The following is a 17,579-nucleotide window of genomic DNA, read 5'->3' as shown; positions in this document are numbered from 1 at the left end:
CTGCCGGGATTCCAGCCGTTTAAGTCTTAACTGGTAATGGTTGTGGACCGGTAATTTACTGCCAGCAAGAATGTATTCCTGAATGCTCATCGTTTAAGTCCTTTTAACGCTCATGGGCGTGAATACCCCAAAACCGATATGTACTGACTGGGCTAATTAATAATATATTGATGGTGTGAATATATTAATGTACTGACTTTCGCTGGAAAAATAGCAGTCCAACAGTATGTCGGCGAGTTCCGCTCCGGAAATGAAAGTTAGCATAAATCAGTAGATCACTAAAACAAACTATGTCACGGAAAAATACATCTCAGTTATTAAATAAAGAAAGTTGCCAGTTAATCAGGATGTTTTCCGAAAACTTACGGACGTTTTTGCGAAAGCGCCAGGTGATGAGATTCTGAATAATGATTAATGAGAAGGCATTAATGTCACTAAATCCAATTCCCCCGCTCTCTTAATATCACTAAAGTCATTAACTGTTTCAAATAAACAGTACAACGCAATATGAGATGTAAATGTGCTTTTCAATCCTGCCTTATAGAAAGGCAAGGATAACCAGAGTGTAATGAGGAAAGATAATCGATTGCATAGATCAGTAACTAAGAACAAATCGTTAATACCGATCGACTTGATGTAGTTAATTATCGTAGCCTGTCATCATCCTGGCGACACCTAAATACGCAAATAAGGAAAAAATCCTCATGGCACTGGAACCCGCAATTGCTGAACTTGTTAACGACTTCATTACTGCAGGCCGTCCCTCTTCCCGCAGTCAGACGTTCGCTGAGCGCCGTGCCGGCTATATTGCCAGCACGGTGTTAGCGGGCGATCTTGAGCAACGTGTAAATGTTGATGATGTGGTCATCGACGGTATGTTATTACGCGTCTACTCTCCGCTGGAAGCGCATGGCGCATTACCTGCCGTTATCTATTATCACGGCGGCTGTTTTGTCAGTGGCGGTTTTGCGACTCATGATAATCAGCTACGTCAGCTTGCCTTTTACAGCGGTTGCCGGGTGATTGCGGTGCAATATCGTTTAGCACCTGAACACACCTATCCCGCCGCACATGACGATGCAGAACAGGCGTCAAACCTCATCTGGCAGCATGCTGAAAGGCTTGGCATAGAGCGCGGCCGGATAACACTGATGGGGGACAGCGCAGGCGGACATCTTGCCCTTATCACGGCTCTGCGCCTGCGAAATACCGGACACTGGCTGCCGCACCTGCTGGTGCTGATTTACCCAATGCTGGATGCAACAGCGTCCTCTGAAAGCCATAGGCGCAATGGCGATGATTTTGTGCTGACCAGCGATACGTTGCTCAGTGGATTCGAAGCTTATTTCCCGCAAATTGATTTCATGCACCCTGAAGTCAGTCCGTTATGGCGTGATGATTTTTCAGGGCTGCCGCCGGTTCATATCATTACGGCGGAATACGATCCGTTATGCGATGAAGGCGAGGCGCTGTTCTCCCGCATGACAGAGCAGGGCGTGAACTGCACGGCCCAGCGCTATCTGGGAGTCATACACGGTTTCTTCCAGCTTGGCGGAATCAGCCAGAGTGCGCGCAATGTGATGCGGGATATTGCTGTACGTGTCAGTTCATCGGATACACCGTAAACTTTTTGTTTTTTGCGAGCTCACTGCTGGCCTGTTCGCATAATTCAAAAAGAACAGGGATCAGGTGAGCGGAAGCTTTCAGATAATCGCTGACCTGTGCAATCCCCTCCGGGAGCAATATCTCGCTGTTCTCAAGTCCTTCGCTTAAGCACAACAGCCCCTGACATAACCCGCTGGCAGATTCTGACGCCAGCGCATTAAGATCATATAACTGTGCATCATCAAAGTGACTGAAATCCAGCCCGGCGATAAGCGAGCGAAAAACGGAGATAGAGTTAGTCGTAAACGCGGTGTGGTTATCAGAATCAGTCATACAAGTCATTCCATTGTCAGTGAGTCGAGGCCTCCGGTACTGGCGAGGTGATTGCCGCTGCCAGAGAACTGTATGCCTGTTGGTGCACCAAAGAAATAGACTGGTTATATTTACAGTGGTTTGTTGTCAAATCTGGAAGATGCCTCGCAAAATCCTCTCAGTGAATCAGGAATATTAACCACCAGTGTGATTTTTATGAGATAAAAATTGAAATTGGTTAATTAATAACAGCCTCTTCCGAATATTATCCTGATGGAACTGAAAATAACGCAAATTAAAGATAATGAAAACGGGTGGTTGTCACGGAATGTTATTATCACACTGGCGTAATTTACTCATTAATGCTAATTTGCCGGTATAATTGTTATTAAATATTTCCATTCAAAAGTTTTGATAATTTACAGGTGATGCATTTTCAATCATATTGATAATTATTTAACCCATAATACAGATATTGTTTCTTTTATTTACATTTAAACATTTTATTGCTTAGTATCTGTGCTAAACATATTTTTATCTTATAGGGAACTTTCTGAATTTTCACTTTGACCCCCGTCATACCTATGTTAATTATTTATACGCGGCGCAAGACCGCACACACATCACATAAATAATAAAGACAGGGTAATAATGAGCAAATTAAAAACGTCAATGCTAATTGGCGGCGTCGTGCTGTCGGCATTATCTGCCAGCGCGCAAGCCGAGATTACTGTTTTAGATAAAAATCCTCAAAGTAATGCTTTGCTGGCACCGCTGAGTTTGCAGGTTGGCGGGAGTATTCGTCCTGAGTGGATTTTCAATAACGGCCCGGAGCCGGGTTATTATAAAAATGGTCACGATGGCGGTACCCGCTTCCGCTTCCGCGGCGATTATAAACTGACGCAGGATACCTCTGTCATTGCTTACTATGAGCTGGGCGTGGACATGGCGCACCTGCTGGGTATGGATGATCACTATGCCGAAGGCTCACGCCGTGACACTCAGCGTCAGTTATATGCGGGTTTTAAAGATGACCGTTACGGGACATTAACCTACGGCCACCAGTACGGCATTTATTATTCCGTCGTCGGGATTAAAAGTGATGTCTGGGATAACGATGGTCATGCAGGCGGCACGGGTATTGGGATTAACGGTAGCTACGATGGTGCGAATAAGCCAAAAAGCAGCCTGAAATATACCAACGACTTTGGTCCTGTGACGTTATATGCCAACTACTTATTGCCGGAAGATGAAATTCAGGCGGGCGAGAATCAGCATTATCGCCGTAATAATGGTGGCGGTTTAGGTTTCGATTACAAACTCACCAAAGATTTAGTCTGGAGTGCGGCTTACAGCCTGACTGATGCGACGGTCAAAGATAATCAATATAACGAAAAAGATTATCATCAGCAGCTGTCTGGTACGGCATTAACCTGGCAGCCTAATAACTGGTATATCGTCGGGACCGGCAGCTATTACAAAGATTTCGTGCCAAGCACCCGTGAAAATCCTGTTGATCATTACTTTGCAGGCAGCGGTTACGGCGTGGAAGGCTTTGTCGGTTATACCTTTAATATCGACAAACCGTTCCTGAAATCTATCCAGCCATACGTTGCAGCGGATTCTCTGCAACTGAAAGGCGGCGAAGAATATCACGCGAACCACGTTTATCTGGGCGCGGGTACCACTATCGGTTACGGCTTGTCTGTCTATGTGGAACGCACACTGGCGCACTCTACCGACAACGAACCGGATCAGACCTGGGTGACCGTTTTCTACGATTTCTAATCCGCACGCCTTGTGGATCATCAGGCCAGCGCATATGCGCTGGCTTTTTTACGTCTGCAGATCGGCTTAGTGCGGCAGTGCTTCCGCGATGTCTGTCACCACTATATCATCCTCGCTAAATGGCATTTCCAGCGTCTGATACAGCACTTCCAGCCGTTCACAAAGAATATAGCTCAGCAGATCTTTCGCCTGCGGATTATCCAGCGACACAATGGCATAAGACAACGCACGGCAGTGATCGACGATCTCTTCCAGTTCCAGCGGGGTATTGTCGTAAAGGTTAGGCATTTTGAGTGCTCCAGAAAATAGTGAATTTACTACCACTGGAGACGCTAACCTCGTGGTGGTAGCTCAAACAGCGTTAGCGTTACCGGTTTTCTGGATCCGGTGCTTCGTGAGAAGCCACTGTCTGAGCCACCATAATTTGGGTGAGGACAGACCGTACCACATTCCCCATTTTTTCATAGGGTTGTCGGTACCAGAAAATGACAGAACGCTAATTCTGACTACGGATTTTGCCGCAGCGAAGAGAGTCTAATTCGTGGGAATTTGTACAGTAAGGGGTATTTTTAAGCAGTTTTCATTTTTGGGAGATGTCTTGGAAGTGTGGTGTAAAAGCGGTGAAAAGCTAAGAGATAAGTGTGGAATCATAGAAATTGAACGATAATTTATGAGCCATAAAATTTGTAATTACCGATGTAACTGGCATAGTAACGGGAACCCCTAACATTCGATAAAACAAAAGGATGAGTTCCTATGGCAGGCGTAAACCATTGGACTCGCGACCAATTACTGGTTGCGTTTACTCTTTATAGCCAGATCCCTTTTGGCAAGCTTCACTCTAGAAACCCCGACATTATTCATTATGCCAATCTCATAGGCCGGACACCTGGGGCATTAGCGATGAAGCTGGTGAACCTAGCAAGCCTTGATCCCTTTATTGTTGAATCTGGGCGTACAGGGCTGAAAGGTGCGTCAAATACTGATCGAGAACTCTGGAAGGAAATGAGTCAGACCACTGAAACATTTGATTTTGATTGTCTCAGTGCGATGAATAAGCTCGAAAAGCCGGTAACTACTTTGCATGACAGCGGGCCGGTTGATTTTAGTGGTCGAGAAAGAACGACTATTGTCAAAGCGCGTGTCGATCAGCAACTGTTCCGCAAACATGTTTTAGAAGCTTATGAATATCGCTGCTGCCTTACCGAATTGGAAGAACCGGCTCTATTAGTTGCAAGCCATATACGGCCTTGGGCAAACTCTGTTGAACACCGGTTGAATCCAAGCAACGGGCTATGCCTTTCGAGTCTGCACGATAAAGCCTTCGACCGTGGGCTAATCTCTTTTAACGAGCATCTTGAAATGATCGTTTCTCCGAAGATTAAGAAATTAACCAGTGATATTGCGATTGAAAACTTTGCAAAGTACGAGGGTAAACAACTGCGTCTTCCGGTCAGCTATCCACCCGATATGAGTCAAATGCGATATCACCGGGAGAATATTTTTGTAATTTAAAATCCTTATTTTTTTTGCAGGGATGTTTCATGACACTTGATCACGTCTGGGGCTTAAAAGCCCTTAGCAAACCGTATGACCAAGCCTGTATTGATTGGGCTGAGCAGTTACTTATCAATGGTAATTCTTCAGACAATGTCCTGATACTTGCAAGTTTAGGGTTGGACAAAAGCCCAGAACGTAATGAGGTCGATAAATACTTCGAGCGTGCTTTACAGGATTTACGGGAAACTGAGCCTGAATATTTTGATGCCATCAAAAAGTATGCACTTGAGCTTTGTCATAAGGCTGTGGAAGGTCATTTAAGTCAGGAGGAAACGATTAATTCGCTAGCTGAAATTTATTCTTGTACTAACTATGATTACGGAATATTCAGTATTTGGACAGACCTCTTAGATGAGCTTTACTTGCTTGAAAATGAAGGTGAGTACTACAGCCACCTTGAGCTGACGAAAGTCAATAAATCCGTTTATATTGAAAAGCAGCTTCGCCATTTTATTGTTTTGCTTAACAGTAAAGTGCCGCATGATTTTGTACATCTTTCTATCTGTGAGGAGTGCAATAAACTTGTCAAAGTTAGTTGGCAACCGAAGACTCGCATCAGTGTATTTAGAAAGCTTTTGCAGATTTTCAAATTTCTTGAGCCTCAATATTGCACAGAGTGTTTGGTTTGTGGTTCAACACATATCGTCCACTTGCAAACTGTCGAGGCGCGGGAAAAAGCGTTAAAAATGCTGTAAAAATAGAGGCGCATCCTTGCGCCTCAGTAACATTATTCCCAAGCAATCCACCCCCTCAAAAAATCCTTCCCATCTCCAGTTGTCCCATCAATAACGCATTATCACTGTAATCCACCGGGACGGCGACGACGGCGGGGCCTTGTACGTCCATGGCGGCGCGCAGGGTGCTTTCCAGGGTTTCGGCGGAGGTGACGGCAAAACCTTTGGCGCCGAAGGCGTCGGCGTAGGCTTTGAAATCAATCGGGCCGAACTGGATACCGGAGGTGCGCTGGTATTTTTTCTGTTCCTGGATTGCCACCATGTTATAGGCCTCATCAACCCAGATGATGTGCAGCAGATTGACGCCGAGGCGGACGGCGGTTTCCAGTTCCATGCTTGACTGCATAAAGCCGCCGTCGCCGGAAACAGACACCACTTTGCGACCAGGATCGACCAGCGCGGCGCCAATCGCCCACGGCAGCGCGACGCCCATGGTTTGCTGGCCGTTGGAAATCAGCACCTGACGCGCGCGGAAACTGTAAAGGTAGCGGGCGATCCAGATATGGAAACTGCCCATGTCGACACACAGCGTGACGTCGCTGTTGACGATATCCTGCATCGCGCGTACCAGACGCAGCGGATGGATCGCAAACTGATTCAGGCTGCGGCCTTTTTGATCCAGCAGTGCACGTTGCTGGCGGCGATCTTCGAGAATGGCGACGGAAGAGGCGCTCAGGTTGATGCGTTGCTGAATCTGTTCTGTCAGCAGATCCAGCGTGTCGGCAATATCGCCCACCAGTTCGACGTCCGGCAGATAGTCGCTGTCGGTTTCGGCGGGTATCACGTCGATATGCACCAGTTCAGCGTTGCCGTTGCTCCATTGCGCCGGTTCATACTCGACCGGACTGTAACCGATGGTGATGACCAGATCCGCGTTGCGCAGCAGGCGGTCACCGGCCTGATTGTTGAACAAGCCGACGCGACCGGCGAAGCGGTGGAACGAAGCCTGATCGATAACGCCTGCCGCCTGATAGGTGCTGGTCACCGGCAGATCGCTTTTATGCAGCAGACGGCGGATCGCCTCAGCGTTGCGTGGCTGGCTTGCCATCAGGCCGAGCAGCAGCACCGGATTTTTGGCCTGTTTCAGTAATTGCGCGACCTGTAATATTGCGTCGTGCGGTGCGCTGCCGAGCACCGGCGGTTGCGAGGTCAGGAGTTTCCCGCTGGCCGGTTCGTTGACGATATCCATTGGCAGACTGATAAATGCTGCGCCCGGACGCCCGAACTCGGCGGCGCGAAAACCGTTTGCCAGCACTTCGGCCAGGGCGGAAGACGAGGTGACTTCGGCGGAATACTTGGTGACCGGACGGAACATCGCGACGGTGTCCATGGTCTGGTGCACCTGCTTGACATGATCGGCGCGTTTCACCGCACCGCCAAGCGCCACCAGCGGATCGCCTTCGGAGGTTGCGGTGGCCACACCGGTGATCAGATTCGAGCAGCCGGGGCCGGAAGTGACCAGTGCAACGCCTGCTTTACCGGTCAGGCGGCCCACGGCACCGGCCATAAAGGCGGCATTGGCCTCGTGGCGTACCGGAATCGTTTTGATAGGGGAATCGACCAGCGAATCGAATACCCGGTCGATTTTTGCGCCGGGAATACCGAATATGTGTTTTACGCCCTGTGCTTCAAGCTGTGCGACGACCAGATCTGCACCGCATTTCCATTCGCTTTGGCTGTCTGAATTTTTCATGGTTTTGTTCCTTCTGTCTGCGGGCTGTTAGCTTTCAACGGACTGAATCGCATCATTTAAATCGTCAGGACATAAGTTGGCATGCAGGAAGTCGCTGTCCTGCGGGAAGTCGATTAATAGCTTTTCAACCGTGCCGAAGGTCAGCACGCCGCACTCCACCTGATAATCCAGTACATGGCCGCCACTGCTGCGTGTCTGATTGATGAAATGTTCGTGATAGCCCGCGACGTTAATGCCTTGCATATACGCAGGTGTCAGAAAGCCAATCAGCACACCCTGGCTGTTTTCGATATGAAACGTTGGCTGCGCTTCGATGGCTTCCAGCATCGGTTTATAAGGGCGGTGTTGTTCCGGCACGGTGCGGGTCTCGACGCGGCTGAACTCGCCATCAATGCGCAATGCGCAAAAGGTGTTCTGACTGGCAACGGCGTTGTCGATAACCGCGTGAATTTGTTCGCGGCTGTGCGGGCGATCAATGACGTATTCATTCGTAGGATTAAAGAATGTCATGACGGCGAAGGGTGTTTTTTGTTCCGGTTTTGCCCGCCGGGCGCTGCCGTCGCCACGTAACTGGAAGATATTGCTGTTGAATGCAATCAGTTCACCGTCGAGATGATTAAAGGTACCGAGGCCAAAATCGCCGTGTTTCAACAGCTCTGCCATTGTGGTATCGCCTTCATAGACGCCGCTCAGCAAGGCGCTCATCAGTGATGACTGATAGAGCACGCGGTCAGGATGCTGCTGTTTAAACGCCGTCGCCGTGCGGGCAATATCGGCGACGCAGGAACAGGACTCAGAATGGCTTTTCATGCAGGAACTCCGTTCGAATAGTTAACTTTGCTAACTAAAGGTTGACGCCATTCCGTTCTGAGTTCCAATATGAGGAGGTGTTTACTTTGAGACGTTTTTGATATGGAACTTCGTCATCTGCGCTATTTTGTCGCGGTAGCAGAGACGGGCCACTTCACCCGTGCTGCCGAACTCCTGGGAATATCCCAGCCTCCTCTGAGCCAGCAAATTCAGCGGCTCGAACATGAAATCGGAACCCCTTTACTCAAACGTCTTACCCGTGGCGTCGAACTGACCGAAGCCGGAAAAGTGCTGTACGACGATGCACAAACCATTATCAAGCTGACCGATGCTGCCTTTGAACGTACCCGTGCAGTGGCGCGCGGCTTGAATGGTACGCTGCGCATCGGCTTTGCCACTTCAACGGCTTTCAACCCGCAGGTATTTGAACTACTGCATCGTTTTCGCGACAAATATCCGGGCATGGTGCTGGAGCCTCAGGAAAAAGATATGGCCGGGCTGATGACCGCGATGGGCGAGGGCGCACTGGATGCAGCGTTTATTCGTCTGCCTTGTGAACGCAGCAAGGAGTTTAGTTTTAAGGTGCTGGATATCGAGGAAATGGTGGTGGCGCTACCGAAGAAGCATCCGCTCAGTCAGGGGAAAGAAGTCCGGCTGGCGGCGCTGCGCCACGATATGCTGATCACCTTTCCCCGCGATTTATCGCCTGGGCTTTATGATGCCGTGACTCAGGCGTGCAAAGAGGCGGGATTTTCGCCGCGCTACGGGCAGCAATGTCCGCAAATTACCTCAGCGCTGAGTATGGTGGCGACAGGTTTTGGTTACGCGCTGGTGCCGGCGTCACTGAGTAAAATTGATGAAACCAATGTGCGCTGTCTGCCCCTGGCAGGGCAGACATTAACGACGCAAATCGCGCTCGCCTGGCGCAGAACGGATAACTGCAAGGCGGCGCTGCATATGGTGGGGTTATTGTAAAAAGGTCAAAGCAGAGAATCTTTCTGAGCCAGAACAAAAGCCGGATCGCGTAATTTAACGCTGACCTCTCTGCGAATGTTTTGGCTGAGATTTCCCTGAAGGCGACAAATCTGGTGATAGCCGTGTGATAACCAGTTCCAGCTTCCCACCAGCGCATAGTGGTTATCCACCAGCAGCAGTTTTTCGTGAGTGCCTTCGTTTATCCGGATCACGTTTTCTCTGCCAAGGGACTGAATATATTGCTCAATCAGCAGAGGATCACCGTCCCGCTCAAAACCATATTTTGCATGATCGTAACCATAATAGACTTTGACATCGATTCCCCGCTGACGCGCCGCAGTTAACAAACTGAGCTGAGGATTTTCACCTTCGCGGTTAAAACGAAGCCAGGGCGACACAACAATCAACTCCTGCTGACATTGTTGAGTGGCGGCATGGAAAGCATCAATATGCTCACAATCCCGGTAATAGGTTTCCACCGCCGGGCTCTGGCTCAGTTCGCTAAACTTAGGGTGCTGGCTTCCCAGTTCAAGAATGAAATCATTAGCACATACTTCAGCCAGCGTTTTCAGATACCGGCCCGCCGCAATCAGACGATCATAATTACCCACCACAATAAATTGTTGTTTGGCCCGGGAAACCGCGACGTTGAGCAGGTTGGGCTTATTGTTCTGGAACTTGTCATTGTCTCGCGGCGAGTGGATCACCGGACTGTAAATGATGACTTCAAACCCGGTTCCCTGGAATTGATGAACCGACCCAATTCGCAGGGAATCATAGTGCCCCAGGCGGTTGCCCATTTTTTGGATCAGCAGGTTCTTCTGATTGGCGTAAGGGGTGATAATGCCGACATCTTTCGTCAGGTCATAACCGGCGCTTTCCAGCTTCGTCAGCAGGTCATCAATCGCTTCAACCTCGTCCAGATTGGTATTTGCACCGGGACCCTTTTTGCCCTCCACGCTGTAAAACATCAAATGGTGACTGTCCATCGCCGCAAAGGCACTGGCAACCGCTTCAGAAGGCGGTGCGGTTTCCACAGAAATGCCCTCATAACCGGCAAGCTGAGTAAACAAGGCGGCAATCGGTGGCTGGCAGCGCCGATGCTCATCAAGCACGATGCCGTTACCTATGTCATTGACCGAGCCTGAGGAGGTTCCCGCTGCACGGTGATAGGCGGTGACTAACATCGGTGACATGCGATCATAAAGCAGGTCGTCATCGCCGAAGTGTTGTTCCCGTAGCTGATTTTGCACCCCTTCCGACAGGGTTCTGATTGGCTCGATTTGTGCGGGGTCACCCACAATAATGGCCTGCTCACTGCGGCTTAGCAGAGGAACCAGTGTTTCGACTGACACCATGCCCGCCTCATCACATAACGTCAGATGGTAAGGTTTTACTTTCTCGAAATCCCCGAGGTTTTCATAACCGGCCGGTTTATACGCTGAGGCTAATGTCGTGGCGATGACCGGATAAGCCAGTGAAAGCAGGCGATAAAACTCTTCCTGACGGGCATTTCTGTAAGTGAAGTAATGGGGCGAACGGGTGCGGGTTAATAAGTCTCTCCACACGGTCAGGATTTCTGTGAGCTCGGTTTTGCGGGTTAACTGCTCCTGCCACAGGAATGCGACGGCATCTTCAAACATGGCGCGATGTTGCCGGATAAAACGCAACCTCAGGATATCCGGCCAGTCTCCTTCCGGATAATCTTGTGCGAAGGCGCGCGCCCTCTCTTTGGTCTCTAAAATATGACGTTCCAGAGCCTGTAAACGGCCCAGTTGCTCATGCAGACTTTTCAGTTTCGGGATCCTGTCAGCCTCCGGTTCGGGGCCTTGCAATATCTGCAAGTGGGCTAAATCCTCTTTTTTATTCCTCAGTTCGCGACTGTAATGCAGTAAATCGGCCATTTGCTGATGAGATAAATCATTGAGACCTAACGCCGTGAACTCCGTGAGATTCATGGCCTGGGCTTTTTCGCGTCGGGCATTTCGTTTTCCGGAGAAAAAGCGCGTCATGAAAGCGGCGATGCCTGAACGGGGATAATCACCGTAAATATCTTCGAGCAAATCCGGAAGGGTTCCCTGCATAAACCGGGTGAGTGCCGTCAGATCAAAACTGACTGGCCAGACTGAAAGCCAGTACCGGGCGCGGATATTGGCCTGTTCCCAGGCTTCCAGTTTCTGCGCATGATTCTTTTGTTCATCATGAAGAAAACGGGCAACCGCGGTGAGATGGACAGCGTTAAATGAAGTGACCGGGATCCCGACAGACTCCGCCTGCAGGACAAAAGCGTCCTGCTCACTTTTCAGGATCGCGTCGAGATCATGCAACCGGGTCGTCGGGTCGCCGCACGCAGAGATGGCCTGCTGAAGCGCATTTTTCCTGGTGTGATAGTGCGTATAACAATGGTTAATCATTTCCCGGTTCTGGCACAGACGCTGTTCAGCGGATCCGCGCGCACGGGCATCGGCAGATTGCTGCTCATAAGTTTTTAACAACTTATCGATGCGCATGACTTCAGACTGGACTTTTTCTTTTGAACCGGCCTGGAAATACAACCAGTCGAGACCTTTTACAACATCATCATCGCGTAAATCATCAATGACATTTTCTACCGCTTTAATGGCCGTCGAGGTGATGAGCATGCCCAGATTACGATCATTGCCGTCAATAATAGCCAGGGCGCGCTCAACCACTTTTTGCGCAATTAATGATTTGAATAACGTGGTTTTACCGGTTCCCGGCGCGCCCTGAACCGCCACGAGGGGCAGGTTTTTTTGAACCGATTGTAATGCCTGCATTTGCCCGCGCCCCAAAGGGTATTTTTTTTCAAATAATCCCAACGTGACTACTTTATTTATTTCTTCATTATTGAGTGGCTCATCCTGCTGACATAAATATTTTTGCAGCAAAGGAAAGGCGGACAGGTCATTACGGGACGTTAAACAGGTGAAATCTTTACCGTCGCGCTGTGTATTAAAGTCTTCATTATGCAATTCGCAGATCAGGGCATTGAATCCCGTTTCCAGTCTGGCATTTCGCCATTTAGTCCCAACCAGTTTCTCTTCAATCCATATCTTCAGACCCGCAAATGCCTCCAGGAATGAATTATATTTTTGTTCATTCAGGGCGCTGATCAGGCTCATCATATGGCGATTTTCGCCCAGTTCGATGATATCAAATCCCAGTAATTCTTTGAATGCGGACAACAGCGGAGAAACACGGGTGCCATCTTTAACCGGGATTAAAACAGTTTGCTGACCTTCCTGTATGAATAATTCAGGATTCAGCTGAAAGGAAAATAAAGGGAGGTATTTCGTGGTTTGTTTGTTATTGCTGAATTCACTGTAGCGGATGATCGGGAAGAGGAAATGTACCGGTGTTGTACTCTCTACTTTCCCTTTCTTATCATACTTAATGTATTTTTGTTTCAGAAGCTCAAGGGTATTAGACGAAAGTGTAATGCGTATTCCGTCATCATCATCACGAACGTTCCGGTCAGTAAGGTATACTTGCTGGTATTCGTGAAGGTTGTCAGCCGGGATTTTACTTTTTTCCATGCCGCTGTATTTGATATATTCCTGCCAGGCCTTCAATACTTTTAATGATGTATCTTCCATTGCTGAAAACTGTCCTGAAAATGAGCTAATGATGGGCTATTGCACCAGAATCAATAGGATAGTGAGAGGGGGATGAAGGAATAATACGCCTCAGCGTTGAGGCGTACCAGTCTGTTACTCAATTCAGTGTTATTTACACCACAATAATGACAGACACGCGGCGGTTCTGGGCGCGTCCGGCCTGGGTTTTATTGCTTGCGACCGGCTGGCTCTGACCTAATCCGCGGGTATGGATATTGGTACGCGGCATTCCCGCATCGGCAAAGGCGGCGGCTACCGTGTTGGCGCGATGCAGTGACAGATCGTTATTGTAACCGGCGTCACCGTAGTTGTCGGTATGGCCGTCGAGATTGACTTTATTCAGGCCGACATGCAGCAGTTCACCGGCCAGTTTTTCTACCGACTGCTTACTTTCTGGCGAAAGCGTCGCCTGATTATTGCCAAACAGCACTTTGGCATCCAGCCCCAGTTCCCAGCCATCTGCCGTCTGTGAGAAACCATTTTTTTGCAGTACGGCGATTTGTTCTGGCGTTAATCCCGCCGGTTTGCTCTGACAGGCGACCAGCAGCAAAATGCACAGCCCCGTAGCGGCGAAATGACACCAGGTCTTGAAAGTGTTGCAGATCTTCATATTCAGTAATTCCTTTTAGTCTTTCATCACGGCAGGAAGCGGCATACCTGAAGAGACATGCCAGCAATTGCCGGAAATTTTTTTCGAGCGGTACATGGCCTCATCGGCCTTATCCAGTAACTCTTTCGCGCTGGTGGCCTGAGAAGGCGACAGCGCAATACCGATACTGAGAGAAACATCCAGCGTCTTGTTATTGAGCAGGATGACGGGGGTTTTCATGATTTCAACAATCCGTTCGGCAAAAGCCACGGCCTCTGCGGTGGAAACCATCGGTTCAAGCAAAATGGCAAATTCATCGCCGCCCAGACGCGCCAGCACATCGCCTTTACGCAGCGTTTTCGCCATCCGTTCGCCTATCACCATCAGCACGCGGTCTCCGGCGGCATGACCGAGTGAGTCATTGATCTCTTTAAAGTTATCGACATCAATAAACAACAAGGCCAGTGAAAGCGCCGGGCGCATCGGGTTAAAGCATTGGTTGAGCGTATCAATGAAAAACGCGCGATTATGCAGACCGGTCAGTCCGTCATGCAACGCTTTTTGGGTCAGTGAGACGTTCTCGTTGCGCATATGGTTTTCCCAGGCTTCCAGCTCTGTCAGCAGGCTGTTGAAGTCCTGGCTCAGGGTGTGTAGCTCGACAATCGGCGCGGAAGGTACGCGCAAATTGAACGACCGGTTGGCCGTGACGTCATGAGTGACGCGCGTAATGTGACCGAGGGCATCGACAATGCCTTTTTGCATCCTGCGGGAAAAATACAGCGCGACCAGTGCCGTCAGTACCAGACAGCCGATCAGGCTAAGCACCGTTTCCAGCAGGAAGCCCGTCAGGCTGCCGCCGTTACCGGCGAGCCAGACGGTACCGATGAGCGAACCTGAATGATTCACTGGCATCGTGATGGGTTCCGGGAAAGCCAGGTGGCCGACGAACTGGCCGAGCTTGTCCCAGTTGCTGTTTACCGGTCTTTGCCATTCGGTGAACGTCGCACCGGCAGGCGTCAGAATTTTAGCCTGGGTGAAATCGCCTCTTTTGGCGATGAACTCCAGCGAATCATGCGCGGCAGCAGGGTCGTTAAACACCAGCGCAGCTTCGGTGGTGTAGCTGATGGCACGCGCGGTCAGTTGCAGATTATTTTCGGCATGCGAACGCAGGGCGATCAGGGCCAGCAAAATCAGTAAAAAACCGGCAAGGCCAATCGCGGTCAGAATCACAATCATATGGATTCTGTTCAGTGCGGCGCTTAGCGTCGGGCGCTGGCGCGGCTGTTCTTTGTCAGGAACAGGAATTTGATTTTCCATAGTTACTCCTTTTCCCTGGCAAGTTGTAATACGGCGGGATTAACCCGCACACCGCTGCGGGACAGCGTGTCCAGATTCAGTTTGAATCCGGTATGAAGGGGCGTGATCACCAGACAAAATGCGTTCAGTAATGCGCAGGCATCGTCCTGCTCACTGAGGGTCAAAATGGCGTGGCCTTCCAGACGCAGATGCAAATCGTTTTGCTGCTCTGTCGTTGTACTGCCGGAATAAATCGCATCGCATTGCGTCGTCAGCAGCGGACTCTCAAAAGGCAACGTCATCACTTTGAGCGGCCTGCCGGTAAAAGCGCTGCCATCGGGCGTGAGTAATGCGGCGTATTTGACTGGCGGAATGATGCACAGCGTTAAAGAAGAAGAGGCCGTTTTGTCAGGCCAGCGCGAATAACTGAGGATTCCGTTAACGGTCTGGGCGACGGCGGCATCAGGTGACGTCTCGCTGGTTTCGGCGATAACCGGTTTTAACGGCGCGATCAGAAGCACCGTTAGTAGCGCAAAGCCATACGCGGCCTTAAACAAATGGCCGGCAGGTATCCTCCCTGACAGGTAAAAAGGTGATCGGGCTTTTTCCATTGCGTCGCTCTGCGTTTCTTCCGGTTGAAAGTGTTTCACCGGAATAAGAATAACTTTATCGGCATAACTTCGGAAAGCGTCAATAAAAAATTTTCGCCCTGAAAACGCATGCCTTTTGTGTCGATTTTTTTACAGGAAACAGAAAAGTTGCGAATACTAAAGGAAAACTAATGGATTGTGTAATTTCGGCGAGATTTTTTTTGAGCAGAGGCAGGCGAGGGGCGCCGATAAATAACTCACATTGTCGGTATTTCAACCGTTATTTAAATAATAGTCACGGTGATAACAAAATATGACAAAAAATAAATGTTATCGTAATCACTATTTGATGAATTTAAATTACAGGAAATGTTAATAGATTGGAATTTAAAGGAATAATAGACGCCATTTTATCAATATTCGTGACCATGATCTCAAAGCCACACCGTTAGGCAGATTTTTATGCTGCTGATAGGTATCATGCCCGCATTAATGGTATGTTTTAACCGTCAGGATGGTTTTTTCGATGACGGGTGCAGTAAAAAAACATCAACCATTCCTGGGGAAAACGGAATTATTTTTATAATTAGGTACTGAGGAATCATGGATAATACAACAATCGGGACACTGTCTAAAAAATCAGTAAGTTCCTGGCGTAAAACTGACACCATGTGGATGTTAGGTTTATATGGAACGGCAATTGGTGCAGGCGTTCTTTTCCTTCCTATTAATGCGGGGATTGGCGGGTTAATACCGTTAATTATTATGGCCATCCTCGCTTTCCCAATGACTTTCTTCGCTCACCGCGGCTTAACCCGTTTTGTTTTATCGGGTAAAAATGCCGGTGAAGATATTACGGAAGTGGTGGAAGAACATTTTGGTATTACAGCCGGTAAATTAATTACACTGTTATATTTCTTCGCCATTTATCCTATTTTACTGGTTTACAGCGTGGCGATCACGAATACGGTTGAGAGTTTTATTACTCATCAGATGCATATGAATGCGCCGCCGCGTGCGTTGCTGTCTCTGATCCTGATCCTCGGATTAATGACGCTGGTGCATTTTGGCCAGGATATCATTGTGAAGGCGATGAGCATTCTGGTGTTCCCGTTTGTGGCGGTATTGATGGCGCTGGCGCTTTACCTTATTCCTAACTGGAATACGTCAGTGTTTGAAAACGTCTCGCTGTCCGGGAACGGCGTGGGTCACGGTATGCTGATGACGCTGTGGCTGGTGATCCCGGTCATGGTGTTTTCGTTCAACCACTCGCCAATTATCTCCTCTTTTGCTGTAGCAAAACGCAAAGAATACGGTGATGACGCGGAGAAGAAATGCTCGCGCATTCTGGCCTTTAGCCACATCATGATGGTACTCACGGTGATGTTCTTTGTCTTCAGCTGTGTCCTGAGCCTGTCTCCGGCCAACCTGATGGAAGCCAAAGCACAAAACGTGTCTATTCTGTCTTATTTAGCTAATCACTTCTCTAATCCGGTGATTGAATATATCGCGCCGTTTATTGCCTTTATCGCCATTACCAAATCTTTCCTCGGCCATTATCTGGGGGCGCGTGAAGGTTTTAATGGCATGGTGATTAAATCTCTGCGCAGCAAAGGCAAAACAATTTCCCTGCCAACGCTGAACCGTTATACCGGTATCTTTATGTTATTAACCACCTGGTTAGTCGCAACCCTGAATCCAAGTATTCTGGGTATGATCGAAACGCTGGGTGGTCCGATTATTGCGATGCTGTTATTCCTGATGCCAATGTATGCCATCCGTAAAGTCCCTGCGATGAAAAAATACAGCGGCCATATCAGCAACGTCTTCATTGTTATTATGGGTTTGATTGCGATGTCAGCCATTGTATTCAGCCTGATGGGCTAATTATTAACGTTATCTGAAATAAAGTGAGCGGGAATATCCCGCTCCTTTCTCTCCCGTTTCCCTTTTTATTCTGCCCGTAAATAATTTCACATGGAGTGCCCA

The 17,579-nt window shown here is 48.9% G+C and carries 14 protein-coding genes; 6 read left to right on the top strand and 8 right to left on the bottom strand.

Annotated elements, in window-relative coordinates:
- Positions 1-704: 704 nt before the first annotated feature.
- Positions 705-1,625, top strand: a complete 921-nt coding sequence (locus tag ETV65_RS13430; protein WP_129953310.1) for an alpha/beta hydrolase — start codon at positions 705-707, stop codon at positions 1,623-1,625.
- On the opposite strand, the gene ETV65_RS13425 is transcribed toward ETV65_RS13430, so the two are convergent.
- Positions 1,603-1,938 carry a hypothetical protein gene (locus tag ETV65_RS13425; protein ID WP_129953309.1) on the bottom strand — a complete coding sequence of 112 codons (336 nt, stop codon included), beginning with the start codon at positions 1,936-1,938 and terminating at the stop codon, positions 1,603-1,605. The two genes, ETV65_RS13430 and ETV65_RS13425, sit on opposite strands and share 23 nt — an antisense overlap.
- Positions 1,939-2,568: 630 nt before the next feature.
- On the opposite strand from ETV65_RS13425, the gene ETV65_RS13420 reads away from it, so the two are divergent.
- Positions 2,569-3,705 (top strand): porin, encoded by a 1,137-nt coding sequence (locus tag ETV65_RS13420; protein ID WP_129953308.1) that lies wholly within the window; start codon positions 2,569-2,571, stop codon positions 3,703-3,705.
- Between the two features lie 66 nt (positions 3,706-3,771).
- Here ETV65_RS13420 and ETV65_RS13415 read toward each other — a convergent pair whose 3' ends face one another.
- The gene (locus ETV65_RS13415) at positions 3,772-3,993 is read right to left on the bottom strand and encodes a hypothetical protein (protein ID WP_129953307.1); all 222 of its coding nucleotides are present in this window, start codon (positions 3,991-3,993) and stop codon (positions 3,772-3,774) included.
- Between the two features lie 468 nt (positions 3,994-4,461).
- Here ETV65_RS13415 and ETV65_RS13410 point away from each other — a divergent pair, with 468 nt between their 5' ends.
- Both ETV65_RS13410 and ETV65_RS13405 read left to right on the top strand, forming a co-directional pair.
- Positions 4,462-5,220 (top strand): HNH endonuclease, encoded by a 759-nt coding sequence (locus ETV65_RS13410; RefSeq protein WP_129953306.1) that lies wholly within the window; start codon positions 4,462-4,464, stop codon positions 5,218-5,220.
- Positions 5,221-5,249: 29 nt separating this feature from the next.
- The gene (locus ETV65_RS13405; protein ID WP_129953305.1) at positions 5,250-5,960 is read left to right on the top strand and encodes a hypothetical protein; all 711 of its coding nucleotides are present in this window, start codon (positions 5,250-5,252) and stop codon (positions 5,958-5,960) included.
- Between the two features lie 55 nt (positions 5,961-6,015).
- On the opposite strand, the gene alsS is transcribed toward ETV65_RS13405, so the two are convergent.
- Both alsS and budA read right to left on the bottom strand, forming a co-directional pair.
- Positions 6,016-7,692: an acetolactate synthase AlsS gene (gene alsS, locus ETV65_RS13400; protein ID WP_129953304.1), complete on the bottom strand. Its 1,677-nt coding sequence runs from the start codon at positions 7,690-7,692 to the stop codon at positions 6,016-6,018.
- 27 nt (positions 7,693-7,719) lie between these two features.
- The gene (budA, locus tag ETV65_RS13395) at positions 7,720-8,502 is read right to left on the bottom strand and encodes an acetolactate decarboxylase (RefSeq protein ID WP_129953303.1); all 783 of its coding nucleotides are present in this window, start codon (positions 8,500-8,502) and stop codon (positions 7,720-7,722) included.
- A 102-nt stretch (positions 8,503-8,604) separates the two neighbouring features.
- Here budA and ETV65_RS13390 point away from each other — a divergent pair, with 102 nt between their 5' ends.
- Entirely contained in the window at positions 8,605-9,477 is an 873-nt protein-coding gene (locus tag ETV65_RS13390; RefSeq protein WP_129953302.1) for a LysR family transcriptional regulator, read from the top strand.
- Between the two features lie 5 nt (positions 9,478-9,482).
- Here the strand turns inward: ETV65_RS13390 and ETV65_RS13385 are convergent, their stop codons facing one another.
- From ETV65_RS13385 to ETV65_RS13370, 4 genes are all read right to left on the bottom strand, one after another.
- On the bottom strand, positions 9,483-13,094 hold the full coding sequence (locus ETV65_RS13385) for an AAA domain-containing protein (RefSeq protein ID WP_129953301.1): 3,612 nt from the start codon (positions 13,092-13,094) through the stop codon (positions 9,483-9,485).
- A gap of 133 nt (positions 13,095-13,227) precedes the next feature.
- A complete protein-coding gene (locus ETV65_RS13380) occupies positions 13,228-13,725 on the bottom strand; it encodes an OmpA family protein (protein ID WP_129953300.1) in 498 nt (165 codons plus the stop codon).
- A gap of 15 nt (positions 13,726-13,740) precedes the next feature.
- Positions 13,741-15,021: a diguanylate cyclase gene (locus ETV65_RS13375; protein ID WP_129953299.1), complete on the bottom strand. Its 1,281-nt coding sequence runs from the start codon at positions 15,019-15,021 to the stop codon at positions 13,741-13,743.
- A 2-nt stretch (positions 15,022-15,023) separates the two neighbouring features.
- Positions 15,024-15,611, bottom strand: a complete 588-nt coding sequence (locus tag ETV65_RS13370; protein ID WP_238483146.1) for a YfiR family protein — start codon at positions 15,609-15,611, stop codon at positions 15,024-15,026.
- Positions 15,612-16,193: 582 nt separating this feature from the next.
- Here ETV65_RS13370 and ETV65_RS13365 point away from each other — a divergent pair.
- The gene (locus ETV65_RS13365; protein WP_129953297.1) at positions 16,194-17,477 is read left to right on the top strand and encodes an HAAAP family serine/threonine permease; all 1,284 of its coding nucleotides are present in this window, start codon (positions 16,194-16,196) and stop codon (positions 17,475-17,477) included.
- Positions 17,478-17,579: the final 102 nt, after the last annotated feature.

It is taken from the genome of Rahnella sp. RFA10(1/100), assembly GCF_004195115.1.
GTDB classification, from domain to species: Bacteria; Pseudomonadota; Gammaproteobacteria; order Enterobacterales; family Enterobacteriaceae; genus Rahnella; species Rahnella perminowiae.
The sequence above is the reverse complement of the archived record's forward strand: the minus strand, read 5'-3'. Positions and strand labels throughout refer to the sequence as shown.